Below are 24,535 nucleotides of genomic sequence, written 5' to 3'. Positions count from 1 at the left end.
GATGCCCTCCCGTGCACTTTCGGTACACGGGAACGCGGCTCGTTGCGGGCGATATAGGTGTGCTTTGACTTGGCACAAGGCCCCAGCGCGCTTACCGCGTGCACCACAATTGCATCAGGAGTCGCACATGACGCGCAAGCTTGTCCTCGCGGGACTTTCCGCAATCACCCTGACCTTGGCCGGCTGCGGCCAAAACACCGATGCGCCCTCGCCTGCGGCCAGCGAATCTGAAATCGCCGGGCCGGAAAGCGCGCCCGGCGTCGCGGTCAGCGGAGCGACCGTCCGCCTTCCCGCCATGGCCGGCAGCCCCGGCATCGCCTATTTCACCGCCACGCTGTCAGGCGCCGATCCCCGCCGGATCGCAGGGGTCTATGTCGAGGGCGTCGGCCGCGCGGAAATGCATGAAACCACGACCACGAACGGCATATCTTCGATGAAGCCGGTCAAGGACGTCGCGCTAACCCCGGATCAGCCGACGGAATTCAAAGCTGGTGGGCTTCACGTGATGCTGTTCGAGGTCGGCGATGCGCTCAAGGCTGGCGGGACAACCGAAATCACGATCACGCTCGACAATGGCGACAAGGTCAGCGCCCCCGCCAAGGTCGAAGCCTTTGGCGCTGCGGCGGGCATGGACCATGACATGAGCGCGATGTGACGCGCGCGGGCGCAATCTGCCCGGTTGGTGGAGAGCGCCCGCTGACGTCCGGCGAAATCGCGCTCGTCGCAGAAGTCTTCGGGTCGGCGATTGACCCACAGCCGGTCCGCATTCGTCGCAGGCGTTGGTTTCCCTTCCAGCCGACTGCCACGGTGATGGCGCCGATGGGACACTTGCACTTCGCGCCTGCCAGCCCGCATTATTGTGAGGACTTCGCCCTTGCCGGTCTGGCTGCGCAAGGGCTCTTCATCCACGAGATGGTCCACGTCTGGCAAACCCAGCAGCGCGGCCGCTGGTGGCTCCCGCTCATGCGCCACCCGTTCAGTCGCTACGGCTACACCTTCGTCGAAGGCCAGCCGTTCGGCCGCTATGGCATTGAGCAGCAGGCAGAGATCGTGCGGCACTGGTTCATGGCAAAACGGGGCCACCCGTCACCGGGGGCCCCGTCGTTAGCTAAGCTTCAGTCGGTGGTTCCGTTCGCTTAGCAGCGAACGCGATACTCGTTGCCGTTGCGGTCACGCGCATAGCAACGATCGCCGTCCTTGCGGATCTGCGATCCACCCGCCGCACCAACCGCACCGCCGATGGCAGCACCCGTCGCGATGTCTCCGCCGGTCGCGGCACCGACGCCGGCACCGACTGCCGCACCAAGCGCTGCACCTTCACCGGTGTAGTTGCGCGCGCAGCCGCCGAGCGAAACTGCCGAACCCAGAATAAGCGTAGCAATCATCATCTTGCGCATGATCAATCTCCGTTGGTTACGGAGAGGACGGGCGACGCAGCCGCAGGTTCCCGCAAATGCGATGAGTGGTATTGTGCAGCGTCCCATCAATACCCTGCTCCCCCGCGAAGGCGGGGGCCTCAGGCCACAGCGTGCAACCGCACGAGGTCCCCCCATTGGCGGGTACGCTGCGAAATCCGAAATCAATCCGGCTTCTTGGCCACCGCCACCATCGCAGGACGCAACAGGCGGTCCTTGATCATGTAACCCGCCTGCAGTTCCGACAGCACCGTGCCGGGTTCCGCATCGGCAGATGGCATCTCGATCATCGCCTGATGCTGATGCGGGTCGAGCGGCAGCCCCTTGGCGGCGATGCGTACGATGCCATGGCTCGCAAACACCTTCTCGATCTCACGACCCGTAGCGTCGAGCCCGGTCACGAGGTTCTTGAACTTGTCGTCCTCGCGCAGTTCCGCCGGGATCGTTTCCAGCGCGCGCGCAAGGTTGTCGGCCACCGACAGGATGTCACGGGCAAAACCGGTCGCGGCATAGGCGCGCGCATCGGCGATGTCCTTTTCCAAGCGGCGGCGCACGTTCTGCGTCTCGGCCTTGGCGTAAAGCACGTCCTGCTTGGCTGCTTCGAGGTTCTCGCGGAGCTGCTCCAGCTCGGCTGCATGGTCAGGCCGCTCGATCATGTCTTCGGGCACACCCTTCAGTTCGGCTTCGACTGCTGCGTCGCCAGCTTCGTTCAGGGGGCGTGTCTCGTTATCGCTCATTTTCTGGAAAACCCGTCTTGTCCGATAAATCTGCCCAGCGTCTGGGCGGTGAAATCCACCATGGGGACAACGCGGGCATAATTCAACCGCGTCGGCCCGATCACACCAACCACGCCAACGATCTTGCCGTCCCCATCGCGCCACGGTGAGGCGATCACCGCTGACCCTGAAAGCGAGAACAACCGGTTCTCACTGCCAATGAAAATCCGCGTCGCCTGTGCCAGCCGCGCGGCGTCGAGCACCGATGCAATGGCTTCGGTGCTTTCGAGCTCGTCGAGCAATTGCCGCACACGCTCGATGTCCTGCAACGCCGCATCGTCGAGCAGGTTCGCCTGCCCGCGTACCACCAGTACCGGGCGCTGTGCCGCATCGGTGCTCCACACCGCAAGGCCGCGCTGAACCAGATCGGAGCTGGCAGCATCGAGCGCAGAGCGGCCGCCCGCAATCTCCGACCGCACCAGCGCCACGGCTTCAGCCAGTGTACGTCCCATCAGGCGGCTGGTCAGATAATTGCCTGCTTCCTCCAGCGCCGATGCGCTGACCGGCTCGGGCAAGTCGATCACCCGGTTCTCGATCCCGCCGTCTTCACCCACCAGCACCGCCAAGGCGCGCACCGGAGACAGCGCGACGAATGACAGCTGCGTCAGACGCGGCTCGCGACGCGGGACCATCACCACCGCAGCCCCTGCCGACAGCTCCGACAGCGCGGAACTTGCCGCCGCCAGCGCACTCTCGATCGTGCCGCCACTCACCAGCCCACGCTCGATCTGCGCGCGTTCGGCTGCCGAGGGCTCGGCCACCTGCATGATCCCGTCGACGAACATGCGCAGGCCTATGTCGGTCGGCATCCGGCCCGCACTGATATGCGGCGCTGCCAATAGCCCGGCATCCTGCAATTCCTGCAGGACTGACCGAATCGACGCAGGCGAAAGGTTGACTCCGCCAGGGCCGGCCAAGGCCTTCGAGCCGACGGGCTGCCCGTTGGCGATATACCCTTCGACCACGAGACGAAAAATCTCTCGCGCGCGCTCGGTCAGGTCTGGAAGGGTCGGGCTGGACATGATGGACAATGTGCTTACCGCTCTTGCAGGCGCAAGGGCAATGCGCCAGAGGCATGGCCGAACTTTTAAGGGAAATCCCATGCGACCGTCAGGACGCGCGCCCGATGAAATGCGCGCCATCACCGTTGAGACCGGCTTTACCAAGCATGCAGAAGGTTCGGTCCTGATCGGCTTCGGCGATACCAAAGTGCTCGTCACCGCCTCGATCGAGGAACGCGTACCGCCGTTCATGCGCGGCAAGGGCGAAGGTTGGGTTACCGCAGAATACTCGATGCTCCCGCGAGCCACCCATACACGCGGAAGCCGTGAGGCGGCCAAAGGCAAGCAGTCGGGCCGCACGCAGGAAATCCAGCGCCTGATCGGTCGCTCGCTGCGTTCGGTCACTGACATGAAGAAGCTGGGCGAGCGCCAGATCACGCTCGATTGCGACGTGATCCAGGCCGACGGCGGCACCCGCACCGCCTCTATCTCGGGCGCATGGATCGCCCTGCGTCTTGCCGTCCAAGGCCTGCTCGCCAGCGGCGCGATCAAGGAAGACCCGCTGACCCGCAAGGTCGCGGCAATCTCCTGCGGTATCGTGAACGGCACGCCGGTGCTCGACCTCGACTATATCGAGGACTCCTCGGCCGATGCCGACGCCAACTTCGTGCTGATCGAAGGCGGCCACATCGCCGAAGTCCAGGCCACGGCCGAAGGCGCGACTTACGACGAGGAAGCCCTGCTCCGCCTCCTGCGCCTTTCGCGCATGGGCTGCGAGCAGATCTTCGCCGCGCAGGACAAGGCGGTTCGGTAAGCGACACCGGCTTGCGAAGGCGGGGCCTCACTGGATTGAGCGCCAATCAACGTAGCTTCGTCATTCCCGCGCAGGCGGGAATCCAGTAGCAACCGCCGAACTGGATCCCCGCCTACGCGGGGATGGCGACTGAGGTGGAAGGACACGAAAATGCCCCGTCTCGGCACCGGCAAGCTTGTCATCGCCACGCATAACGCAGGCAAGCTTAAGGAAATTCAGGCCCTGCTCGCCCCTTATGGCATCGAGTGCCTGTCTGCGGGCGCGCTCGGCCTGCCCGAACCGGCCGAGACAGGCACGACCTTCACCGAAAACGCGCTGATCAAGGCGCGGGCAGCAGCGCAAGCCTCGCAGATCGCCTCGCTCGCCGATGACTCCGGCCTCTGCGTTGACACGCTCGGCGGTGCTCCGGGCGTCTACACCGCGGACTGGGCCGAGGCCGATGTGTTCGAGGGCGGTCCGCGCCGCGACTGGTACATGGCCATGGGCAAGGTCGAAGGCAAACTTGCCGAACTTGGTCCCGATACGCCACGCCACGCCCATTTCGCTTGCGTCCTCGCAATCGCTTGGCCCGATGGCCAAACCGCCGTCTACGAAGGCCGCGCGTCAGGCACGCTCACCTGGCCACCACGCGGCACGCTCGGCTTCGGCTATGACCCTGTGTTCGTGCCCGCAGGTTACGACCGCACCTTCGCCGAGCTCGACCCAGCCGAAAAGCACGAAATCAGCCATCGCGCCGACGCCTTCGCGAAACTGGTCGAAGATCAGTTCTGCATTTAACGCCTTTGCGCGTTGCGCCCGAGATCCACGCCTTCGCGGGGAAGCCGATTCAGCTTGTGAGATCCGAAATAACTTGGCCGCTCCCCCGCGTAGGCGGGGGCACAGAACAATGCTACAGATTGCCCGATGCAACCCTTAGCACTCTACATCCACTGGCCATTCTGCCTCGCAAAGTGCCCCTACTGCGACTTCAACAGCCACGTTCGCGCACGTACCGATATCGATGCATGGACTGCCGCCCTGCTCGCAGACATGCGACATGAAGCCTGCCTCACCCCCGGCCGCCCGCTTGCCTCGATCTTCTTCGGCGGTGGCACACCCTCGCTAATGCCGCCTGCGCTCGTCGCAACCCTGCTCTCCGAAGCCGAACGCCTGTGGGGCTTTGCACCCGACATTGAAATCACTCTCGAAGCCAATCCAAGCTCCGTCGAAGCCGCAAATTTCGCTGCCCTCGCCGCCGCCGGTATCAACCGCGTCTCGCTTGGGCTGCAAGCGCTCGACGACAACACCTTGAAATTCCTCGGCCGCCTTCATGACGTCAAGGAAAGCCTTGTCGCCCTGGATCTTGCGCAAAGCCTGTTCGGGCGCGTCAGCTTCGACCTGATCTACGCCCGCCCCGGGCACACGCCGGAACTTTGGGAAGCCGAGCTAAAGCGCGCTTTAGCATTCGGAACCGGCCACCTGTCGCTCTATCAGCTGACCATCGAACCCGGCACCCGCTTCGCCACGCTCGTCCGTGAAGGCAAGCTCGACCCGCTCGACAATGACGCTGCCGCCGACCTGTTCACGCTCACCCGCAAACTCACCGCAGCAGCGGGATTGCCCGCGTATGAAACCAGCAACCACGCCCGCCCCGGCGAAGAAAGCCGCCACAACCTGACGTACTGGCGCTATCACGATTACATCGGGATAGGGCCCGGCGCGCACGGGCGTAGACTGAGCAACGCTACCGTGCGCCACCGCAAGCCTGAAAACTACTTGCGCGGCATCGCCGAAAAAAGCCACGGCATCGCCGAGGAAACCATACTGTCGCCGTCCGATCAGGCAATGGAAGCCGTGCTCATGGGCCTGCGCCTGACCGAAGGCATCGAGCCCGCCAAACTCGCCGCCCGCTTCGGCTTTGCCGAGACAGACCTGATCGACCCGGCCAAACGCAAACTCTACACCTCGATCGGCCACCTTCACGACACCGGGACCCGCCTGCAGGTCACCGAGCAAGGCTCTCCACTGCTCGAAGCCCTGCTGGCGGAACTTGTGCCCAATGCACTTGTCAGCGCATGACTACTGCGGAAATCCTTGACGCCTGGAACAGCTATCTAGCCCTGGGACGCCGCCGCTCCCCGCACACCGTCCGCGCCTATGCCGCCACCGCCGCCCGCATGCTCCACGCCTTGCCCCCGGGGCAGGACTGGAACTCCATCGCCGACCTTAACGCCGCGATCCTGCGCACCCACCTCGCGACACGCCGCGCCGATGGCCTTGGCAATGTCTCTGCGGCACGGGAATTGTCCGCGCTCAAGACTTTCATCGCCTTCGCACGTGAGCAGGCGGGCCTCGCCGACACCAGCCGCCCCCGCCTGCGCGGTCCTCGCGTCAAGAAAGGCCTGCCCCGCCCAATCACGCCGGACGAAGCTGTCAACCTCGCAGAGACCGTGGCTGACGACGCGACAGTCCCATGGATCGCAGCGCGAGATCGCGCGGTACTCCTGCTGCTCTACGGGGCCGGAATGCGCATTGCCGAGGCGCTGGCGCTGCCGGCTTCCGTCTTACCGCTTAGCGAAAAACTGACCGTTACAGGCAAGGGCAATCGCCAAAGAGTCGTCCCACTCCTGCCCATCGTGCAAGCCGCAGTCGCCGAATATGCTCAGCTCTGCCCTTGGCCGCTCACCAAGGACCAGCCCCTGTTCCGTGGGGCAAAAGGCGGCCCGCTATCGCAGGGCATGGTCCAGCGCGCCGTCGCCCGCGCGCGCGTCACGCTCGGCCTGCCCGCCACGGCCACACCCCACGCCCTCCGCCACTCTTTCGCCACGCATTTGCTGGGGGCGGGAGCCGACTTGCGCAGCCTGCAGGAACTGCTCGGGCACGCCAGCCTGTCGTCGACGCAGATCTACACGCAAGTCGATGCAGCCACACTACTGGACGTTTACCGCAACGCCCATCCGCGGGCTTAAAGGGTTTTGAGCGCAGGCGGGCGCGGCAATCGCAACACCGCCAGCAACCCGCCCAAATCCTCGCTCTCACGCAGTTCGACACCACCGCCGTAAATCTCGGCAACGTCGCGGACGATCGCCAGACCAAGCCCTGTGCCTGGCTTGCCGGTATCGAGCCGAGCGCCTCGGTCGAAAATCCGCTCGCGCGCGTCCTCTGGGATGCCCATGCCGTCATCCTCGACCCAGATCTCGCAGCACTTGGCGTCGGACGGTGCGGCATCGACCGTCACGAACACCGATCCCCCACCGTACTTCGCGGCGTTCTCGATAAGATTGCCGAGGATTTCATCCAGATCCTGCCGCTCGATCGACACTTCGGCGTTGCGATTGCCGCTCATGTCCAGTCGCGCGTTCGGATAAAGCCGCACCACTGCGCGCTCTACCGCCTTGGCGCTTTCCCACACCGATGCGCGCGACAGGCCGACGGCGCGCCTACCCACGGCGCGAGCCCGGGCGAGGTGATGATCCACCTGCCGCCTCATGACCGCTGCCTCGCGAATGACGGTGTCAGCAAGATCGTCTGCCTTTGCGGTCGCCGCGTTCATGACCACCGTCAGCGGCGTCTTCAGTGCGTGCGCCAGATTGCCCGCGTGCGTGCGCGCTTCCTCGGCTTGGCGTTCAGAATGGGCCAGAAGTCCGTTCAACTCCTCGACCAGTGGCTGCACCTCGAGTGGCAGCGGATCGGTCACCCGGCTCGCCTCGCCCGCGCGCATCCGCGCAATCGCCCGGCGCACACGGCGCAGCGGCCCCAGTCCGTAGTAGGTCTGCAGCCCGGCCATCACGAACAGCCCGCCACCCAGCACGAAGAACGACCATATCAGGATCAAACGGATTCGACTGATCTGCGAATCGACCTCGCCCCGGCTGGCGGCGACCTGGAATTCCCACAGCGTATTGGTGCCCGGCAGGATCACCGATCGCTTGATCGTCCGCAGCCGCTCGCCCTCGAACTGGTCGCTGTCCTCGATTGTCGGCTCGACATAGTTTTTGTCGAGCGACGATTTCAGCGACCGGTCCCACAACGATCGTGAGGGGAAGTCTTCATGGCCCAGCCCGGATATCTGCCAGTACAGCCCGCTGTTCGGCTCAAGGAACCGCTGATCGCCCAAGGGCCGGTTGAAAAACACCTCCCCATCCGGCCCGATCTCGGCCGAGGCGACCATCGCGGTCAGCATGTATTCGAGCTGTTCGTCGAAGTTGCGCGTAACAAGGCCCGTCAGCGTCTGGTCAAGCGCCAACCCGCCGCCCAGCAGCAGCACTGTCACCCACGCCGATGCAATCAGCAGCATGCGCCGCGCCAGCGATCCGGTGTGCGGAGCCGGCGTGTCTACCGCTCGTTCACCGGGTGCGTCGCGGGCAGGCCTGCTTTCGGCCACGGTTTAACCGCGACCGGGCCCAGCCGGATCATCGAGGCTGTAACCAAGCCCGCGAATCGTGGTGATCACGTCAGGCCCCAGCTTCTTGCGGATACGCGTGACGAAGACTTCGATCGTGTTCGAATCGCGATCGAAATCCTGATCGTAGATGTGCTCGATCAGTTCGGTGCGGCTGACGACCTTACCCTTGTGGTGCAGCAGGTACGAAAGCAGCTTGTATTCCTGCGCGGTCAGCTTGACCGGCTCGCCATCGAGCGTCACCCGACCCGACCGCGTATCCAACCGCACGTCGCCAGCGATCAGCTCGGACGACGAATTGCCCGAGGCGCGGCGGATAAGCGCCCGCAAACGTGCGATCAGTTCTTCGGTCTGGAACGGTTTGGCGAGGTAATCGTCCGCGCCAGCATCAAGCCCAGCCACCTTGTCCGACCACGAATCGCGCGCGGTCAGCACCAGCACCGGGAACTTGCGCCCCTCTTTGCGCCACATGCCGAGCACGGTCAGGCCATCGATCTCGGGCAGGCCAAGATCGAGCACGACCGCGTCATATTCCTCGGTCGATCCCATGAAATGGCCGTCTTCACCATCGACCGAAAGATCGACGGCATAGCCATTCTGCTCGAGCGTGGACTTGAGCTGCTTGCCGAGAGTGGGTTCATCCTCGACGATCAGGATGCGCATGAAAGGTGTACCCCTGCTGGACGCGACCTTCGCGCCGAACTTGTTCAGCTAAATGGGGTGGCGAACCTGAACGGTCAAGGAATCGTGCAGAAAGGTGCCGTTCAGCGGGATTCGCCGACGACCTGCCCCGTCCGCGCATCGACATCGACGAACACCACGCGCCCGTCGCGGATGAACTTCAGCCGATAGACCATCGCCGAAGGATCGTATTCCGGGCCGAGGTACTGCATCCCGGGCTTCGTCGGCAGCACGCGCCGCTCGATGTCGCGCAGTGATCGCACCGCGCCCGACCGCAGATCGCGGCGCACCTCGTTCTGCTCGTCGGGCCGCTGCTGTTGCGCAAGCGACACCGTTGGAACGACATGGGCCAGAGAGGCTACAAGGAGGGTGATGGCAAAGCGCATGATGACACCGTGCCTACCTGCGATGCATTGAACAACTGGTGAATATCTGTGCCGCAATTCATTCAGGCTGTGGCCGTTGCGCCCGCGCGGCGTCGCGGCTAAGCGCGCCTCATGGCAGCAGCACCGATCCTCAGCTGGGAAGGCCTTGGCCTTATCCAGGGCAATGGCTGGCTCTTCAGCGATCTCGACGTCAACATCGGTCCGCGCGACCGGCTGGCGCTGATCGGACGCAACGGCGCGGGCAAGACCACGCTGCTCAAGCTGATCGGCGGAAAGGTCGAGGCGGACAAGGGCACCCGCTCGGTCCAGCCCGGCACGCGCATCATCACGCTCGAACAGGACCCGTTCTTTACGGGCTACGATACGCTGATGGACTTCGCGCTGTCGGGCAAGGACGCGCCGCCGCGTCATGAAGTCGAGGCTATCGCAGGCCAGCTCGGCATTGATCTTTCGCGCAAGGCCGATAGCGCCAGCGGTGGCGAGCGTCGCCGCGCTGCGCTCGCCCGCGCGCTTGCCAGCGAGCCTGACCTGCTCTTGCTGGACGAGCCGACCAACCACCTCGACCTTGCTGCGATCGACTGGCTCGAAGACTGGCTGATGCGCTACAAGGGCGCGTTCGTGGTGATCAGCCATGACCGCACCTTCCTCGATCGCCTGACCAAGGCGACGCTGTGGCTCGATCGCGGGACGATCCGCCGCAAGGACATCGGCTTCGGCGGCTACGAAGCATGGATGGAAACCGTCTACGCCGAGGAAGCACGCGCCGCCGACAAGCTCGACGCCAAGCTCAAGATCGAAGCCCATTGGCTCGAACGCGGGGTCACCGCCCGGCGCAAACGCAACCAGGGCCGCCTCGAAAAGCTGTGGGAGATGCGTGCGCAGCGTGCCGCGATGCTCACCCCGCAAGGCACGGCAAAGCTGGCCCTGTCTAGCGACGACGCCAAGAGCAAGGCGGTCATCGTGGCCGATCATGTCAACAAGTCGTTCGGTGAACGCCCGATCGTCAAGGACTTCACCCTGCGCATCACGCGCAAGGACCGCATCGGCGTGGTCGGCTCGAACGGTGCGGGGAAAACGACGCTGCTCAAGCTGCTCACCGGAGAGCTCGAACCCGACAGCGGCACGATCACGCTGGCCAAGACGCTGCAAGGCGTGTTCATCGACCAGCAGCGCAGCCTGATGGCGCCTGAAAAGCGCGTGCGCGATGTGCTCGCCGATGGCAGCGACTGGATCGACGTGCGCGGCGTGCGCAAGCACATCCACGGCTATCTCAAGGACTTCCTGTTCGATCCCGGCCTGGTCGAAGCGCGGATCGGCACGCTGTCGGGCGGCGAACGCTCGCGGCTGCTGCTGGCGCGTGAATTCGCCCGATTCTCGAACCTCTTGGTGCTTGATGAGCCGACCAACGATCTCGATCTCGAAACGCTCGACCTGCTGCAGGAAGTCATCTCGGACTACGATGGCACCGTGCTGATCGTCAGCCATGACCGCGATTTCCTGGACCGCACGGTCACCATCACGCTGGGCATGGACGGTTCGGGCCGCGTCGATATCGTCGCAGGCGGCTATGCTGACTGGGAAAAGCTGCGCAAGAGCCGCAAGGCTCCCGGCCCGAGCAAGTCTGCGCCAAAGCAGGAAGCCTCGCCGCCGCCCCCGCCTGCCAAAAAGGGCAAGCTCACCTACAAGGACCAGCGCGACTACGAGATCCTCCCCGCACGGATCGAGGAACTCGACGCCGCCATTGCTCGGGGTGAGACGGAACTGGCTGACCCGGACCTCTACACCCGCGACCCGAAGAAGTTCGACACGCTCATGCAGGCAATCGCAAAGACCCGCGCGGAAAAGGAAGCGGCCGAAGAGCGCTGGCTCGAACTAGCGGAACTGGTCGAAGGGTGACGGCGCGAGACGCCTGAGGCCCCCGCCTTCGCGGGGGAGCGGGCTACAGTTTGTTTCACGCAAGCAGCCATTCTGCGTCCCCGCGAAGGCGGGGACCTCAGGCCTCAACGCATAACCTCACCCCACGCGATAAAAGTCCGCCACCCGATCAAGCGCAATGCGCAGCACAAGCTTGCCGCTCCGTGCTGGCCACTCGAGCGTCTTCTCGGCGGCGGGTAACCCCTCACCGGCACAGACCACACGCCATAAAATGTCCGACAGACCATTGCCCGCAGCCGCCACAGCAGCATCGAACCGCGCCTTCGCCGCCATCTGCCTCTCGCTTCCACTCAGCCCGCGATCCCCAGTCCCTGCGATCCGCACCGCGTCCCAGCGCATCGTGATAGACGGCGCCATCTGGGCACGTTCGTAGTCGGCACGCAGGCGTTCGCCTGCATCGTACTGCCGATCGGTCAGGTGGCCTCGCGAATGCAGCCAGGTCAGCGGCGATTCTGCCAGATTGACCGAAGCCGTGCGCGATCGCGGCGTAACGTCGCCGTTCCGACGCGGACCTTCGGACGTTAATTCGCGCGTTGCCAGCACTTGCGCCATAACCGCTTTCCCCCTTGAACATTTGCAGAACACGCAAAGCTCTTGCCTCGCTCGCCCGTTTGTAGGAAAGCGAAAAAAGAAACCGCAGCGGTTAAGAAGATTGCCCGATGATCAACCGAATTCGCGATATTCGCCGCCAGAAGGGCATGACGCTGGCCGACGTAGCTGCGCGTTGCACCCCGCCGACGACGGCGCAGACCATCGGACGGCTCGAGACCGGCATGCGCAGCCTCTCGCTCGTCTGGATGAACCGCATCGGCGCAGCCTTGGGCGTTGAAGCACAATTGCTGGTCAAGGCAGACGAGGAATCTCCTGCGCGGCTGGTGGCGCGGCTCGGCCTGCAGGGCGCCGAAGCGCTTGCCAAGCCGATGGACGCGATCCTTCCGGTCGCGCTCGATGGCTCTGCGCGACTGATGGCGATGGTCGTCGATGTCAGCGCGGGCGAGTACCGCGCCGGAGATCAGGTATGGCTGCGCCAGACCGATCCTGAAGATTTCGCGCGTGCCTTCAATCGCGATGTGCTCGCGCCTCGACCGGGCGGGCGGTTCGCCTTCGGACGCCTGATCGACCAGCGCGATGGGCGCATCGCCCTGCTCCCGCCCGGTGCCGGTCAGCGGCAGGTGGTGATCGATCGTCCGCCATGGCTGGGCGTCGGCGAAATGCTGGTGCGGAAGCTCTGATTTGAAGCGTCTGCTCTCGCTTTCGACGCTCTACCCCGCACCCGGCCGCACCGGCTTCGGGCGCTTCGTCGCGCGCCAGATGGAGGCGCTGGCGGCGCGCGGTGACTGGGACGTGACGGTGATCAACCCGGTCGGCCTGCCACCGCTGCCGCTCAAGCGCTATGAGAGCCTGCGCGCAATCCCCGCCCAGGAACGCCAAGGCGACGTGACCGTGTATCACCCGCGCTTCACGCTGATTCCGGGCCTCTCGGGACCGATCAACCCGTCGCTGATCGCTCACGCCGTCATGCCGCTGGCCAAGCGTCTCCATGCCGAAAACCCGTTCGACCTGATCGATGCGCAGTTTTTCTATCCCGACGGCCCCGCCGCAGCCAAGATCGCGCGCGAACTCGGGCTTCCACTGACGATCAAGGCGCGCGGCTCGGACATTCACCTGTGGGGTGGAAAGGCCTTCGCCCGTCGCCAGATGCTTGCCGCCGCTGATCAGGCAAGCGCACTAGTCTCGGTGTCGCGCGCACTCGCCCGCGACATGGCCGCGCTCGGCATGCCTGAAGACCGCATCACCGTGCACTACACCGGGCTCGATCGCGCGCGCTTCTGTCCGATAGGGCGCCCCGCCGCTCGGCAACTCATCTCAGCCATCCCTTCGTTGCAGGTTTGGTCGAGAGGGCCGCTGCTCCTCTGTGTTGGCGCGCTCGTACCGCTTAAAGGTCAGGCCTTAGCGATCCGCGCGCTCACCCTGTTGCCCGAAGACGTCCGCCTCGCCATCGCCGGCACCGGCGGAGAAGAACGCGCCCTCAAAGCGCTCGTTACTCAGCTCGGCCTGGATGATCGCGTGCAGTTCCTCGGCGCTGTCGAGCATGATCTGCTGCCCCAGTTGCTTTGCGCCGCCGATGTCATGGTCCTGCCATCGGAACGCGAAGGCCTCGCCAACGCGTGGATTGAAGCCATCGCCTGCGGCACGCCGGTGGTCATCCCCGACGTCGGCGGCGCGCGCGAAGTGGTGCAGGATAACAGCGCGGGCCGGATCGCCGAACGCACGCCCGAAGCCATCGCCGAAGCTGTCGCCGATCTGCTCGCCAACCCAGTGGCAGCACAAGACGTCGCCAGAAACGCGGAACGCTTCAGTTGGGGCGCCAACGCCGTTGCGCTCGCAGAGATCTACGAAAAAGCGGCGGCGAAGCCCTAAGCTTCACCGCCGCATAATTCACACTCGAGTAGGGCTTATCCCCGCTCGCGCGCCAGCCGTTCCTGCTTGTCCATCGCGCTTTCGGTCGGCACGAAGCTGTTGGGATTGACCTTCAGCCAGATCAGGATCGGCGCGGCCATGTAGATCGAGCTGTAGGTCCCGACGAAGATGCCCAGCGTGATCGCCGCAGTAAAACCGAAGATCACGTCCGGCCCCAACAGCAGCAGCGCGGTCAGCGTGATCAGCATCGAAAGCGAAGTAACGATCGTGCGGGCCAGCGTCTCGTTGACCGAAAGGTCGAGCAATTCGGGCATCGGCATCTTGCGGAACTTCTTCATGTTCTCGCGGATGCGGTCATAGACCACGATCGTATCGTTCAGCGAATAGCCGATCAGCGTCAGCAGCGCGGCCACGATGTTGAGGTCGAACTCCATCCCCGTGATCGCGAATAGCCCCAGGGTCAGCGTCACGTCATGCACCAGCGCGAAGAGCGCGCCGACACCGAACTGCCACTCGAAGCGTAGCCAGATATAGGCCGCCACCGCGAGCGCGGCAAAGCCGAGTGCCTTGAACGCGTCCCAGCCCAGTTCCTTCGAAACCTTGCCGGAAACCGAATCGACGCCATCGATCCGGGCATCGGTATGGTTCTGCTTGATGTCGGCCGTGATCGTCCGCGCCATCCTATCCGACAGCGCGGCGTCGTGGTCCGCACCCTCGGGCAGCTTCATCCGGATCGAGATTTCGTTCGGCTTGCCATAACGCTGGATCACCGGCTCGCCGTAGCCAAGCTTTGCGACCTGCTCACGCAACTCCACGACTGGCGCTTCGGGGCTCTGCACGAAAGTCACGCGGATCATCTGCCCGCCGACGAAATCGACGCCCAGATTCAGACCCTTGGTCAGCACCAGACCCCATGATGCGGCCATGAGTATGATGCTGATCACGTAGAACGGCACGCGCCACTTGAGGAAGTGGATGTTGGTATCGTCGGGAACGAGCTTGAGGAGTTTCATGTCGACAGTCCTCTTACAGGTTCAGGTCGGCAGGACGCGCGCGGCGCAGCCACTGCATGACCCACATCCGGGTGAGCGTCACAGCCGTGAACACCGACGTCGCGATGCCGATCATAAGCACCACCGCAAAGCCCTTCACCGGACCCGAGCCGAACGCGAACATCAGCACGGCCGCGATGACGTTGGTGATGTTGGCGTCGAAGATCGCCCGGCTGGCTTCGGTGTAACCGAGTTCGACCGACTGGATGACCTTGCGCCCGCGATGGCGCTCTTCGCGTATTCGCTCGTTGATCAGCACGTTGGCGTCCACCGCCGCGCCGATCGTCAGCACGAAACCAGCGATACCGGGCAGCGTCAGCGTCGTGCCGATGATGCCCATGATCCCCAGGATCATCAGCACGTTAACCACCAGCGCGATGTTCGCGTAAACCCCGAACCGGCCATAGGTGACCATGATGAACACCATCAACGCAAGCGTACCCACGCCCATCGCGATCATGCCCTTGCGGATCGAATCCGCACCGAGGTCAGGGCCGACGGTGCGTTCCTCGACCACTTTGAGATCGACCGGCAGCGCGCCTGAACGCAGCGAAATCGCCAGCGCGTTGGCGCTTTCGGTCGTGAACCGACCGGAGATGATCGCACTGCCACCAAGGATCGGCTCGTTGATCGTCGGCGCGGAAAGCACCTTGCCGTCGAGGATGATCGCGAACTGCTTGCCGGTGTTCTGCGTCGTCAGCTTGGCGAATTTGGCCCCGCCTTCGGAATTGAACACGATGTTTACGACCGGCTCGTTGGTCTGCTGGTTGTTGGTCTGTTGCGCGTTCGTCAACTGGTCACCGCGAATGCCGCCCAGCCGCTTGACCGCAATCGCGGGAGCGCCGCCGCCTTCTGACGGATTGATGAACGGCACGATCTCGCTACCCGCAGGTGCGATGCCTTGCGCCACGTCCGATGGCAGCGCCGCTGTATCGACCAGCTTGAATTCGAGCTTTGCAGTCTGGCCCAGCAAGTTTTTCAGCGCTTGCGGATCCTGCAATCCCGGCACCTGCACTACGATGCGCGTCGGGCCGGAACGGATGATCGTCGGCTCCTTGGTGCCCAGCGCGTCGATGCGCTTGCGGACCACTTCGACCGCCGTGTCCATCGCCTGCGTTACCGCCTGATTGACGCCAGCGTCGGTCGGCTTGAGCATGAAGCGATTGCCGTCGATGACGTTGATGTCCCAGTCGCGCTGGCCGGTGAGGCCCGCACCACTGGTCAGCGGCAGCACCGCTTCACGCACCGCATCGACTTGCGACGGTTCGGCGACGACAAACGTCAGCGCGCCCTCCCGGTTCGAAATGTCGCTGATACGGATGGACTTGCCATCCTGCTTCAGCTTGGTGCGAACCGATTCTTCCATGCCTTCCAGCCGCTGCTGGCGAACCTGCGAAGGGTCGGCCTCAAGCAGGATGTGGCTGCCACCAGCCAGATCAAGGCCAAGGTTGACCTTCGGCTCGGGTAGCGAAGCGGGCCATGGCAAGCCCATCGTTGACGTGAGTGAGGGGATCGCGGCGATGACGCAGACCAGCGTCAGCGCCCAGAGCCAGATTACCTTCCAGCGCGGAAATTCGGACATCGGCTGTCAGCTTTCAGAACTTGAAGGGTCAATCGTTCGCTGGCGCGGTGCCGGCAGGCGGCAGCACGTCGCCGATGGTCGAGCGCACGGCCTTGACCTTCACATTCGGCGCCAGTTCCAATTCGACGTAGTGATCGTCGATCTTCAGCACCTTGCCGATCAGTCCGCCAGCAGTCACGACCATGTCGTTCTTCTTGAGCGCACCGATCTTGGCCTTGTGTTCCTTCTGCTGGCGCATCTGCGGCCGCAGGATCAGGAACCAGAAGATGAACCCCATTGCCACCAGCGGCAGGAAGCTCATCCACGCGGGCGGTTGACCGGCGTTGGCAGCGGCAGCGGAAAGAGTGCTCAGCATGATGAGTCCGTTTCTGGGATCGCGTGATCGATATTGCAACCGTAGCCCCGCACGCATTTTGCGCGCAAGGCCGTCCGGGCAAGCTTGACGCGGGCGGTTAGCAGCTTGGACAAGCCAACGCAATCGAAGCCCCATCGGCTGGTCGCGCCCTGGCACCGATCGCGCAATCGCACGCTTGCCATCGCGAATGTCCATGCCTATAGGCCCGGGCTCGGTCGGGACGTAGCGCAGCCTGGTAGCGCATCACACTGGGGGTGTGGGGGTCGGAGGTTCGAATCCTCTCGTCCCGACCAATAAATCATCAACTTGGCCCCGCCTACCCGCTGCGAATTGCAGCGCGGGTAGCTTTTGGGCGAGCAGCGCACAGGCCTAGCTGCGTCAACCCGACATAGTCTTGACCGATGAACAGCACTCGCGCTCTATGGGCAACGTTAGCCGAAGTATGCGACCCGTCCTGCAACAGGCTGCTAGAAAGATACGGACGGTTCGAACTTCAACGAGGCAAACGCAATAAACTGCGGACTGGACACACGGCGATGATAAAAATTCGGGCGCTGGCACCGCTGGCGGAACCCAATTTCCGTCGCATCTGGTCGGCCAGCTTGCTCTCCAACCTGGGCCAACTGGTGCTGGGCGTCGCTGCCGCCTGGCAGATGACCCGGCTCACTAATTCGCCGGAAATGGTTGCGCTGGTGCAGAGCGCTCTGATGCTACCTTTGATGCTGGTCGCCGTTCCGGCAGGCGCGGTCGCCGACATGTTCGATCGGCGCAAGATCGCGATGTCAGGGCTGGTTTTTTCTGCCCTGGCCGCTGGCCTGTTAACCGCCCTCTCTTTCGTCGGCATGGCCGGGCCGTGGGTGCTGCTCGCCTTTTGTTTCCTCATCGGTGCGGGCGTCGCGCTTTACAGCCCATCATGGCAAGCCTCCATCCCCGAGCAAGTATCCGCCGAGCATCTGCCATCCGCCATCGCGCTGGGATCGGTCAGCTACAATATCGCCCGCAGCTTTGGGCCTGCGCTGGGAGGCATGCTGGTCGTCACCCTTGGCGCGACGCCTGTCTTTGGCCTGACGGCGATCTTCTATCTGCCGCTGCTCATCGCTTTCTTTTTGTGGAATCGCCGTCACGTACCGCCACGCCTGCCGCCTGAGCGGCTCGACCGGGCGATCATCTCGGGCATCCGCTACGCGCTTCATGCGATCCCCGTTCGCACGGTCATGATCCGTTCGGCAAGCTACGGCGCCGCGGCCGCCGCAGTCACCGCCCTTACCCCGCTAATCGCCCGCGACTTGCTGCACGGCAATGCGGGCACCTATGGCATATTGCTGGGGGCGGGCGGCGTCGGTGCGGTCTGCGGCGCTGTATTCGTTAGCGAAATCCGCGAACGGGTGAGTACTGATCGCGCGCTCGACGCGTGCGTGGTGATCGCGGCCATCGCCGTGGCCGTCGTGGCCTTTTCCCACAGCCTCGCGCTCACCACTCTCGTGCTGCTGGTGTTGGGTGCCGCCAACATGGTGTTCATCTCTCTGCTGAACGTCGCGATGCAGCTTTCGGTACCGCGCTGGGTCACTGCCCGCGCGCTCGCCTGGTTCACCTCATCGCTGACCGGCGGGATCGCCTTAGGCGCCTGGATGTGGGGCAGCATCGCCGGTTCGATTGGTGTCAGCCACGCCGTGGCCGCATCGGCGGTGATGCTGCTGGCTTTGCCGCTGCTGAGCCGGATACTGCCGCTGCGCGACATCGGCAGGGACAATCTGGACGCTGTGGACGTGCGAAGTGAACCGGACGTCGCACTCGCGATTAGCGGCCGCAGCGGCCCGATCGCCATCGAAATCGATTATCGCGTCAATCGCGATCGGGCGCGCGGATTTTACGATGCCATGCTTCAACTCCAGCGGGTGCGCAAACGCAACGGTGGCTTTGGCTGGGCCCTGTCGCGCGACATCGCCGATCCCTCACTCTGGACCGAACGGTTCGAATTTCCGACCTGGCAGGACTATCTGCGCAACCGCGAGCGCTTCACCGAGGCCGATCTGGCTCTGCAGACGCAGGTCGCCACGCTGTGCGAACCCGGCGAAAAGCCACAGGTTCGCCGACGGCTGGAGCGCCCGTTCGGCTCGGTGCGCTGGAAAGCCGAAACGCCGGACCCGGCGGGCGGACTCAACATCTACGCGTCGTGATATGTCGTAAGCCTGATGATCGATGTCCAGACCCTGGGCGTGCGGCGGGCGTTTCAATCAAGGTTAGAATTACGGCCCGCCAGCTCGACGCGCCAGCGCGTCGTGCGATCTGCGCATGTACATCATGCCTCGTCCGGCGTGCCGCGCCATCTTCACGCAAACCGCTTTCCTACATGAACCCATATGGTTATCTAGCTGCGCGTCTCCAACCCAAGGACGCTAAGCCATGTCATTTCTCGAAGCCCTGATCTCGCCCGTGTCGGCGATCATCGACAAGATAATTCCCGACAAGGAAGCGCGCGATCGCGCCAAGCTCGAACTGCTCAAGCTCGAAGGCACGCAGGAACTCGAATATCTCCGCACGCGCATGTCCGCGATCGTTACCGAGGCAAGCTCGGCCGATCCGTGGACCAGCCGTGCCCGCCCCGGCTTCCTCTACGTAATGTATGCGATGATCCTGTGGGCGCTGCCGATGGGCTTGATCGCGTCATTCCGACCCGAGGCTGCCCGGGACATCGCCGCGGCGATCAACGCCTATCTCAACGGATTGCCCGAGCCGCTCTATGCCCTGTTCGGTACCGGCTATCTCGGCTACACGGCCGCGCGCCAGTGGGGCAAGGCCAAGGGCACCGACCGTTGACGGTCACTCATCGGGACCGGCGCATATTTCCGCTGGGTTTGGTTAGTTTCTGGTAACTTCCGGCTGCTACTGACAGACCTGCAAATGATCAGGTCGTCGAACATCATGCCTAATTGGACAAGCGCCCGCGGGCGCGCCACGCGCCACTCCGCCCGCGGGTTGCTCTTCGCTACGCTTGCCAGCGCCTTGCTGGCAGGCTGCGGCAGTTCGTCGAAAGACCAGGAGCTGGAAGCCCGCATCGCCGCTGCCGAGGCCAAGGCCGACGCTGCCGACAAGCGCTCGCAGCAGGCCTTGTCTATGGCCGCCAGCGGCAGTTCCTCAGGTCAGTTCGCGCCGGAGCCCGAAAACGTGGTTGGCGATTCCGGTGTCGATGATTCGATGCTCACCGATAACTCCGGAGAAAACGGTGCATTCGACAATGTGATCGAAGCGCCCCAGATACCCCCAGGCTGATCGCACAGGCTGACCTTGCGTCAGGCGTGGCAGCGGCTATCACGGCCACCTAGCCACCTGATCCGGAATTGCCATGACCGACCCTGCACAGCCCAGCGCGACCGTGTTCGTGCTCAACGGCCCGAACCTCAATCTGCTCGGCCTGCGTGAGCCCGAAATCTACGGGTCGGATACGCTCGACGATATCGCCGGCATGCTTGAAGATCGCGCGCGCGAACTCGGGCTCGAGGTCGATGTCCGCCAGTCCAACCACGAGGGCCACCTGATCGACTGGCTGCATGAAGCCTCGGCCAGCAAGGCTCGCGCCGTGCTGCTCAACGCCGGTGCCTACACCCACACCTCGGTTGCGATCCACGATGCGATCAAGTCGATCAAGGTGCCGGTGATCGAGGTCCACCTCTCCAATCCCCACACGCGCGAGGCTTTCCGCCACAAGTCCTACGTCGGCATGGCCGCCAAGGGATCGGTCGCGGGTTTCGGCGCAAACAGCTATATCGTCGCGCTGGAAGCTGCTGCGCGGCTATAGAAACCGGGGTTTTTCCACGTGCCAGCAACACCGGCCCTTGCCAGCTTGCCAGCATGAGGGCATGGCGCGTGGCCTGAATGAGCACCCGCGAGGAATGATAAATGGCGCACGACCGCGGCGATAAGGCCGACAACATGGCAATCGACAGCAAGCTGGTCCGCGAACTGGCTGAGCTGCTCGCAGAAACCGGCCTGTCCGAAATTGAAGTCGAGGATGGCGAACGCAAGATCCGCGTTGCCCGCCAGCTGACCGCAGCCCCTGTCCAGCAGTATGCGGTTGCACCTCCTCCCGCAGCCCCTGCACCAGCCGCCGCTCCTGCAGCAGCAGCCCCTGCTGCCCCGGCCGAAGACGCCAACGCCGTCAAATCCCCGATGGTCGGCACGTGCTACCTCGCCGGCGAACCCGGCGTCCCCAACTTCGTTGCCGTCGGCAAGACGGTCAAGGAAGGCGAGACCCTGCTGATCATCGAGGCGATGAAGGTCATGAACCCGATCGTCGCGCCGAAGTCGGGCACGATCACCGCCATTCTCGTCGAGAACGCGCAGCCGGTCGAATTCGACCAGCCGCTGGTCGTGATCGCGTAAGGGCCGCATATGGCCATCCAACGGATACTGATCGCCAATCGCGGCGAAATCGCGCTGCGCATCCATCGCGCCGCGCATGAAATGGGTATCGAGACCGTCGCAGTGCACTCCACCGCCGATGCGGACGCGATGCACGTGCGGCTGGCCGACCACGCGGTCTGCATCGGCCCGCCTGCCGCCAAGGACAGCTATCTCAACGTCGCCGCAATCATCTCGGCCGCTGAAATCACGCATGCCGACGCGATCCACCCCGGCTACGGGTTTCTGTCCGAGAACGCCAAGTTCGCCGAGATCGTCGAAGCCCACGGCATCACCTGGATCGGCCCCAAGCCCGAACACATCCGCACCATGGGCGACAAGGTCGAAGCCAAGCGCACCGCTGGCGCGCTCGGCCTGCCCCTCGTCCCCGGTTCCGACGGCGCGGTCTCGGAAATCGAAGACGCCAAGCGCATCGCCGCTGAAGTCGGCTATCCGGTAATTATCAAGGCCGCTTCGGGCGGCGGCGGGCGCGGAATGAAAGTCTGCACCGGCCCCGAAGAACTCGAAACGCTGATCCAGCAGGCCGGCAGCGAAGCCAAGGCCGCATTCGGCGACGCCACGGTCTACATCGAAAAATACCTCGGCAACCCGCGCCATATCGAATTCCAGATCTTTGGCGATGGCAACGGCAACGCAATCCATCTGGGCGAGCGCGACTGCTCGCTCCAGCGCCGCCATCAAAAGGTTCTGGAAGAAGCGCCTTCGCCGGTCATCTCGGCCGAAGAGCGTGACCGCATGGGCGGTATCGTCTCGAAGGCGATGGCCGACATGGGCTATCGCGGCGCGGGCACGATCGAATTCCTGTGGGAAAACGGCGAGTTCTATTTCATCGAAATGAACACCCGCCTGCAGGTCGAACACCCGGTTACCGAAGCGATCACCGGCGTCGATCTGGTACGCGAACAGATCCGCATCGCCGATGGCAAGCCGCTCTCGGTCAAGCAGGACGAGATCGAGTTCAAGGGCCACGCGATCGAGTGCCGCATCAACGCGGAAGACCCGTTCACATTCACCCCCTCGCCCGGGCTGGTCAAAAGCTACCACGCAGCAGGCGGCATGCATGTCCGCGTCGATTCAGGGCTTTATGCCGGGTACAAGATCCCGCCGTATTATGACTCGATGATCGCCAAGCTGATCGTCTATGGCCGCACCCGCGAAGGCTGCATCATGCGCCTGCGCCGCGCGCTGCAGGAAATGGTTATCGAAGGCCCCAAGACCTCGATCCCGCTCCACCAGCGCCTGCTGACCCAGCCCGACTTCCTCAGCGGCGACTATACGATCAAGTGGCTCGAGGAATGGCTGGCAAAGGACGCCTGAGCGTCTGCGCCTTTTCGTCATTGCGAGGAGGCAAAGCCGACGAAGCAATCCAGAGTCGACGCGTAGCGCTCTGGATTGCCACGCGACCTGCGGTCGCTCGTAATGACAAAGTTATGGGAATTTTATCTGCGCGGTTTCCATGTGACCACGCGCCAAGCATAACCCGCTAAAACGATTACCACCGTCGCTACCGCGACAGGGGTCGTATACTTCTCCAGATCGTCGAAATTGCGACCGAGGTAATACCCGGCGCCCGCCAGAATGGCGTTCCAGATCGCGGCCCCGGCAAACGTGAACACCACAAACCGCACGTGCCCCATTCGCGTCAGCCCCGCCGGCAGCGAGATCATCGTGCGCATGAACGGCGCGAAGCGCACCGCGAACACGACCCATTGTCCATGCCGCCGAAAGAACGCGACGATGCGCTCGATGTCATCCCAGTCACAGGTCAGCCACCGCCCGAACCGCTCCACGAACGGACGCAACCGCTCGTAGCCAAGGCTTCGCCCAAGCAAATACCAGCAATAGTTGCCCAAGGTGGACCCGATCGTGCCCGCCAGCATCAGCGGCCAGAACTCCATCCGCCCGCGTGCCACGGCGATCCCGCCCAACCCCATGATCAGCTCCGACGGGATCGGCGGAAACACGTTCTCGATGACCATCAGGAAGGCGATCCCCCAATAGCCGCCACCCTCGATCAGGTACACGATCCAGTCATTCATGGATGGGGTAACGCTTTGGGGCAAATACAGTTCAAAAAATGCCCTCCGTTCGTGTCGAGCGTAATCGAGATACCGCACGCAGTGTCTCGACTACGCTCGACACGAACGGAGCTGATGATTTAGCAATCATCAAATGCCACCGCTCCCCCGCGAAGGCGGGGGCCTCAGGCCACATAGCGCTCACCTAAAGGCGCGAGGCCCCCGCCTTCGCGGGGGCTCACTACGTCAAAGCCGCGCCTCGATCGCGTCCCAGATCATCCCCGCCGTATCGGTCCCGTTGAACCGGTCGATCGCCACGATGCCGGTGGGCGAGGTCACGTTGATCTCGGTCAGCCATTTGCCCCCGATCACGTCGATACCGACGAAAATCAGCCCCAGCCGCTTCAGCTCAGGCCCCAGAGCCGCGCAAATCTCGCGCTCGGTCTCGGTCAATTCGGTCTTTTCGGCATAGCCGCCAACCGCCAGATTGGAGCGAAACTCACCCTCGCCCGGCCTGCGGTTGATCGCGCCCGCAATCTCTCCGTCGACCAGCACGATGCGCTTGTCGCCCTTGGCCACTTCGGGAAGGAACGCCTGCACCATATGCGGCTCGGGCCACGTCTGGTTGAACACCTCGAACAGCGCGCCAAGGTTCTCGCCCTCTTCAGAAACGCGGAAGATCGCCTTGCCGCCATTGCCGTGGATCGGCTTGATCACGATCGCGCCGTGCTTTTTCTGGAACGTCCGCACTTCTTCGACCGAGCGTGTCACCAACGTCGGCGGCATGAACCGCCGGTAATCGAGCACCATCACCTTTTCTGGTGCATTGCGCACACTACGCGGGTTGTTGACCACCAGCGTCTCGCCCTCGATCCGCTCGAGCAGATGCGTCGCGGTGATGTAGCCCATGTCGAACGGCGGGTCCTGCCGCATCAGCACCACGTCGATGTCGCGCCCCAGATCCAGCCGCCGCTTTTCGCCCGCCTTGTAATGATCGCCTGCCACCTGCTGCACGGTCACCGGCACTGCATGCGCGATCAGCCGATCATCCTCGTCCAGCGACAGCGATCCCACATCGTAGTGGTAAATTTCATGCCCGCGCTCTTGCGCCGAAAGCATCAGCGCAAAGCTCGAATCCCCGGTGATGTTGATCGAGTGGAGCGGGTCCATCTGGACCGCGACGCGAAGTGTCATGGCTAAAGCATACCTCAGGGGTTTATCTCACCCGCGCCTTAAGGCCGATTTATGCCCTGTGCGACCATTTTCAGCGAGCGCCAGGCCGGCGCCGAAACGAATTCT

The 24,535-nt window shown here is 63.6% G+C and carries 27 protein-coding genes and 1 tRNA gene; 16 read left to right on the top strand and 12 right to left on the bottom strand.

The features are described from left to right. Positions 1–127: 127 nt before the first annotated feature. Positions 128–655: a copper chaperone PCu(A)C gene (locus tag GGQ88_RS11535; RefSeq protein ID WP_183613369.1), complete on the top strand. Its 528-nt coding sequence runs from the start codon at positions 128–130 to the stop codon at positions 653–655. Beyond that, positions 652–1,140, top strand: a complete 489-nt coding sequence (locus GGQ88_RS11530; protein WP_343057184.1) for a vgr related protein — start codon at positions 652–654, stop codon at positions 1,138–1,140. The genes GGQ88_RS11535 and GGQ88_RS11530 overlap by 4 nt, the downstream gene beginning before the upstream one ends. Here the strand turns inward: GGQ88_RS11530 and GGQ88_RS11525 are convergent. The 3 genes from GGQ88_RS11525 to hrcA all read right to left on the bottom strand — a co-directional run bounded on the left by GGQ88_RS11525 (position 1,137) and on the right by hrcA (position 3,213). Further along, the gene (locus GGQ88_RS11525) at positions 1,137–1,397 is read right to left on the bottom strand and encodes a YMGG-like glycine zipper-containing protein (protein WP_183613367.1); all 261 of its coding nucleotides are present in this window, start codon (positions 1,395–1,397) and stop codon (positions 1,137–1,139) included. The two genes, GGQ88_RS11530 and GGQ88_RS11525, sit on opposite strands and share 4 nt — an antisense overlap. 182 nt (positions 1,398–1,579) lie before the next feature. Next, complete coding sequence (locus tag GGQ88_RS11520; RefSeq protein ID WP_183613365.1) at positions 1,580–2,152, bottom strand: nucleotide exchange factor GrpE; 573 nt, start codon at positions 2,150–2,152, stop codon at positions 1,580–1,582. Further along, on the bottom strand, positions 2,149–3,213 hold the full coding sequence (gene hrcA, locus GGQ88_RS11515) for a heat-inducible transcriptional repressor HrcA (protein ID WP_183613363.1): 1,065 nt from the start codon (positions 3,211–3,213) through the stop codon (positions 2,149–2,151). The genes GGQ88_RS11520 and hrcA overlap by 4 nt, the downstream gene beginning before the upstream one ends. Positions 3,214–3,292: 79 nt before the next feature. Here hrcA and rph point away from each other — a divergent pair, with 79 nt between their 5' ends. The 4 genes from rph to GGQ88_RS11495 all read left to right on the top strand — a co-directional run bounded on the left by rph (position 3,293) and on the right by GGQ88_RS11495 (position 6,954). Then, the gene (gene rph / locus GGQ88_RS11510; RefSeq protein ID WP_183613361.1) at positions 3,293–4,006 is read left to right on the top strand and encodes a ribonuclease PH; all 714 of its coding nucleotides are present in this window, start codon (positions 3,293–3,295) and stop codon (positions 4,004–4,006) included. Between the two features lie 150 nt (positions 4,007–4,156). Then, on the top strand, positions 4,157–4,783 hold the full coding sequence (rdgB, locus tag GGQ88_RS11505) for an RdgB/HAM1 family non-canonical purine NTP pyrophosphatase (RefSeq protein WP_183613359.1): 627 nt from the start codon (positions 4,157–4,159) through the stop codon (positions 4,781–4,783). 126 nt (positions 4,784–4,909) lie between these two features. After that, positions 4,910–6,064: a radical SAM family heme chaperone HemW gene (gene hemW / locus GGQ88_RS11500; protein WP_183613357.1), complete on the top strand. Its 1,155-nt coding sequence runs from the start codon at positions 4,910–4,912 to the stop codon at positions 6,062–6,064. Next, a complete protein-coding gene (locus tag GGQ88_RS11495; RefSeq protein ID WP_183613355.1) occupies positions 6,061–6,954 on the top strand; it encodes a tyrosine recombinase XerC in 894 nt (297 codons plus the stop codon). The genes hemW and GGQ88_RS11495 overlap by 4 nt, the downstream gene beginning before the upstream one ends. Here GGQ88_RS11495 and GGQ88_RS11490 read toward each other — a convergent pair. The 3 genes from GGQ88_RS11490 to GGQ88_RS11480 form a co-directional block, all read right to left on the bottom strand. Next, the gene (locus tag GGQ88_RS11490) at positions 6,951–8,369 is read right to left on the bottom strand and encodes a sensor histidine kinase (RefSeq protein WP_425490441.1); all 1,419 of its coding nucleotides are present in this window, start codon (positions 8,367–8,369) and stop codon (positions 6,951–6,953) included. The genes GGQ88_RS11495 and GGQ88_RS11490 overlap by 4 nt on opposite strands. A gap of 3 nt (positions 8,370–8,372) precedes the next feature. Then, a complete protein-coding gene (locus tag GGQ88_RS11485) occupies positions 8,373–9,050 on the bottom strand; it encodes a response regulator transcription factor (RefSeq protein ID WP_183613353.1) in 678 nt (225 codons plus the stop codon). A 101-nt stretch (positions 9,051–9,151) separates the two neighbouring features. After that, complete coding sequence (locus GGQ88_RS11480; RefSeq protein WP_183613352.1) at positions 9,152–9,454, bottom strand: PepSY domain-containing protein; 303 nt, start codon at positions 9,452–9,454, stop codon at positions 9,152–9,154. 111 nt (positions 9,455–9,565) lie between these two features. On the opposite strand from GGQ88_RS11480, the gene GGQ88_RS11475 reads away from it, so the two are divergent. After that, positions 9,566–11,350: an ABC-F family ATP-binding cassette domain-containing protein gene (locus GGQ88_RS11475; RefSeq protein WP_183613351.1), complete on the top strand. Its 1,785-nt coding sequence runs from the start codon at positions 9,566–9,568 to the stop codon at positions 11,348–11,350. A gap of 117 nt (positions 11,351–11,467) precedes the next feature. Here the strand turns inward: GGQ88_RS11475 and GGQ88_RS11470 are convergent, their stop codons facing one another. Continuing rightward, positions 11,468–11,941, bottom strand: a complete 474-nt coding sequence (locus GGQ88_RS11470) for a DUF6456 domain-containing protein (protein WP_183613350.1) — start codon at positions 11,939–11,941, stop codon at positions 11,468–11,470. A gap of 107 nt (positions 11,942–12,048) precedes the next feature. On the opposite strand from GGQ88_RS11470, the gene GGQ88_RS11465 reads away from it, so the two are divergent. Both GGQ88_RS11465 and GGQ88_RS11460 read left to right on the top strand, forming a co-directional pair. Further along, the gene (locus tag GGQ88_RS11465) at positions 12,049–12,621 is read left to right on the top strand and encodes a helix-turn-helix domain-containing protein (RefSeq protein WP_183613348.1); all 573 of its coding nucleotides are present in this window, start codon (positions 12,049–12,051) and stop codon (positions 12,619–12,621) included. Between the two features lies 1 nt (position 12,622). Beyond that, the gene (locus GGQ88_RS11460) at positions 12,623–13,810 is read left to right on the top strand and encodes a glycosyltransferase (RefSeq protein WP_183613346.1); all 1,188 of its coding nucleotides are present in this window, start codon (positions 12,623–12,625) and stop codon (positions 13,808–13,810) included. A 35-nt stretch (positions 13,811–13,845) separates the two neighbouring features. Here GGQ88_RS11460 and secF read toward each other — a convergent pair whose 3' ends face one another. Genes secF through yajC form a run of 3 tightly spaced genes read right to left on the bottom strand, consistent with a single transcriptional unit; the run spans position 13,846 to position 16,799 of the window. After that, positions 13,846–14,823, bottom strand: coding sequence for a protein translocase subunit SecF (gene secF / locus GGQ88_RS11455; RefSeq protein WP_183613345.1), 978 nt, complete (start codon positions 14,821–14,823; stop codon positions 13,846–13,848). Positions 14,824–14,836: 13 nt separating this feature from the next. Beyond that, a complete protein-coding gene (secD, locus tag GGQ88_RS11450; protein ID WP_183613343.1) occupies positions 14,837–16,444 on the bottom strand; it encodes a protein translocase subunit SecD in 1,608 nt (535 codons plus the stop codon). 28 nt (positions 16,445–16,472) lie between these two features. Next, complete coding sequence (gene yajC, locus GGQ88_RS11445; RefSeq protein WP_183613341.1) at positions 16,473–16,799, bottom strand: preprotein translocase subunit YajC; 327 nt, start codon at positions 16,797–16,799, stop codon at positions 16,473–16,475. 216 nt (positions 16,800–17,015) lie between these two features. Here yajC and GGQ88_RS11440 point away from each other — a divergent pair. From GGQ88_RS11440 to accC, 7 genes are all read left to right on the top strand, one after another. Continuing rightward, positions 17,016–17,092 (top strand) — tRNA-Pro (locus GGQ88_RS11440). A gap of 243 nt (positions 17,093–17,335) precedes the next feature. Beyond that, positions 17,336–18,976 (top strand): MFS transporter, encoded by a 1,641-nt coding sequence (locus tag GGQ88_RS11435; RefSeq protein WP_183613339.1) that lies wholly within the window; start codon positions 17,336–17,338, stop codon positions 18,974–18,976. 226 nt (positions 18,977–19,202) lie between these two features. Continuing rightward, positions 19,203–19,616, top strand: coding sequence for a holin family protein (locus GGQ88_RS11430; RefSeq protein WP_183613338.1), 414 nt, complete (start codon positions 19,203–19,205; stop codon positions 19,614–19,616). A gap of 105 nt (positions 19,617–19,721) precedes the next feature. Then, on the top strand, positions 19,722–20,069 hold the full coding sequence (locus tag GGQ88_RS11425) for a hypothetical protein (RefSeq protein WP_183613337.1): 348 nt from the start codon (positions 19,722–19,724) through the stop codon (positions 20,067–20,069). A gap of 73 nt (positions 20,070–20,142) precedes the next feature. After that, the gene (aroQ, locus tag GGQ88_RS11420) at positions 20,143–20,595 is read left to right on the top strand and encodes a type II 3-dehydroquinate dehydratase (protein ID WP_183613335.1); all 453 of its coding nucleotides are present in this window, start codon (positions 20,143–20,145) and stop codon (positions 20,593–20,595) included. 101 nt (positions 20,596–20,696) lie between these two features. After that, the gene (accB, locus tag GGQ88_RS11415; RefSeq protein ID WP_183613333.1) at positions 20,697–21,179 is read left to right on the top strand and encodes an acetyl-CoA carboxylase biotin carboxyl carrier protein; all 483 of its coding nucleotides are present in this window, start codon (positions 20,697–20,699) and stop codon (positions 21,177–21,179) included. 9 nt (positions 21,180–21,188) lie between these two features. Next, positions 21,189–22,535 carry an acetyl-CoA carboxylase biotin carboxylase subunit gene (accC, locus tag GGQ88_RS11410; RefSeq protein WP_183613331.1) on the top strand — a complete coding sequence of 449 codons (1,347 nt, stop codon included), beginning with the start codon at positions 21,189–21,191 and terminating at the stop codon, positions 22,533–22,535. A gap of 122 nt (positions 22,536–22,657) precedes the next feature. Here the strand turns inward: accC and GGQ88_RS11405 are convergent, their stop codons facing one another. Both GGQ88_RS11405 and gshB read right to left on the bottom strand, forming a co-directional pair. Beyond that, positions 22,658–23,257, bottom strand: a complete 600-nt coding sequence (locus GGQ88_RS11405; RefSeq protein WP_183613330.1) for a DedA family protein — start codon at positions 23,255–23,257, stop codon at positions 22,658–22,660. 225 nt (positions 23,258–23,482) lie between these two features. Continuing rightward, positions 23,483–24,430, bottom strand: coding sequence for a glutathione synthase (gshB, locus tag GGQ88_RS11400; RefSeq protein WP_183613329.1), 948 nt, complete (start codon positions 24,428–24,430; stop codon positions 23,483–23,485). Positions 24,431–24,535 lie beyond the last annotated feature (105 nt).

This window comes from Novosphingobium hassiacum, assembly GCF_014196055.1.
In the GTDB taxonomy this organism is placed as follows: Bacteria; Pseudomonadota; Alphaproteobacteria; order Sphingomonadales; family Sphingomonadaceae; genus Novosphingobium; species Novosphingobium hassiacum.
The sequence above is the reverse complement of the archived record's forward strand: the minus strand, read 5'-3'. Positions and strand labels throughout refer to the sequence as shown.

Coding starts and splice junctions, on each gene's coding strand:
- GGQ88_RS11535 (WP_183613369.1), top strand. CDS start 128: ATGACGCGCAAGCTTGTCCTCGCGGGACTTTCCGCAATCACCCTGACC.
- GGQ88_RS11525 (WP_183613367.1), bottom strand. CDS start 1,397: ATGCGCAAGATGATGATTGCTACGCTTATTCTGGGTTCGGCAGTTTCG.
- GGQ88_RS11520 (WP_183613365.1), bottom strand. CDS start 2,152: ATGAGCGATAACGAGACACGCCCCCTGAACGAAGCTGGCGACGCAGCA.
- hrcA (WP_183613363.1), bottom strand. CDS start 3,213: ATGTCCAGCCCGACCCTTCCAGACCTGACCGAGCGCGCGCGAGAGATT.
- rph (WP_183613361.1), top strand. CDS start 3,293: ATGCGACCGTCAGGACGCGCGCCCGATGAAATGCGCGCCATCACCGTT.
- rdgB (WP_183613359.1), top strand. CDS start 4,157: ATGCCCCGTCTCGGCACCGGCAAGCTTGTCATCGCCACGCATAACGCA.
- hemW (WP_183613357.1), top strand. CDS start 4,910: ATGCAACCCTTAGCACTCTACATCCACTGGCCATTCTGCCTCGCAAAG.
- GGQ88_RS11495 (WP_183613355.1), top strand. CDS start 6,061: ATGACTACTGCGGAAATCCTTGACGCCTGGAACAGCTATCTAGCCCTG.
- GGQ88_RS11485 (WP_183613353.1), bottom strand. CDS start 9,050: ATGCGCATCCTGATCGTCGAGGATGAACCCACTCTCGGCAAGCAGCTC.
- GGQ88_RS11480 (WP_183613352.1), bottom strand. CDS start 9,454: ATGCGCTTTGCCATCACCCTCCTTGTAGCCTCTCTGGCCCATGTCGTT.
- GGQ88_RS11475 (WP_183613351.1), top strand. CDS start 9,566: ATGGCAGCAGCACCGATCCTCAGCTGGGAAGGCCTTGGCCTTATCCAG.
- GGQ88_RS11470 (WP_183613350.1), bottom strand. CDS start 11,941: ATGGCGCAAGTGCTGGCAACGCGCGAATTAACGTCCGAAGGTCCGCGT.
- GGQ88_RS11465 (WP_183613348.1), top strand. CDS start 12,049: ATGATCAACCGAATTCGCGATATTCGCCGCCAGAAGGGCATGACGCTG.
- secF (WP_183613345.1), bottom strand. CDS start 14,823: ATGAAACTCCTCAAGCTCGTTCCCGACGATACCAACATCCACTTCCTC.
- secD (WP_183613343.1), bottom strand. CDS start 16,444: ATGTCCGAATTTCCGCGCTGGAAGGTAATCTGGCTCTGGGCGCTGACG.
- yajC (WP_183613341.1), bottom strand. CDS start 16,799: ATGCTGAGCACTCTTTCCGCTGCCGCTGCCAACGCCGGTCAACCGCCC.
- GGQ88_RS11435 (WP_183613339.1), top strand. CDS start 17,336: ATGATAAAAATTCGGGCGCTGGCACCGCTGGCGGAACCCAATTTCCGT.
- GGQ88_RS11430 (WP_183613338.1), top strand. CDS start 19,203: ATGTCATTTCTCGAAGCCCTGATCTCGCCCGTGTCGGCGATCATCGAC.
- GGQ88_RS11425 (WP_183613337.1), top strand. CDS start 19,722: ATGCCTAATTGGACAAGCGCCCGCGGGCGCGCCACGCGCCACTCCGCC.
- aroQ (WP_183613335.1), top strand. CDS start 20,143: ATGACCGACCCTGCACAGCCCAGCGCGACCGTGTTCGTGCTCAACGGC.
- accB (WP_183613333.1), top strand. CDS start 20,697: ATGGCGCACGACCGCGGCGATAAGGCCGACAACATGGCAATCGACAGC.
- accC (WP_183613331.1), top strand. CDS start 21,189: ATGGCCATCCAACGGATACTGATCGCCAATCGCGGCGAAATCGCGCTG.
- GGQ88_RS11405 (WP_183613330.1), bottom strand. CDS start 23,257: ATGAATGACTGGATCGTGTACCTGATCGAGGGTGGCGGCTATTGGGGG.
- gshB (WP_183613329.1), bottom strand. CDS start 24,430: ATGACACTTCGCGTCGCGGTCCAGATGGACCCGCTCCACTCGATCAAC.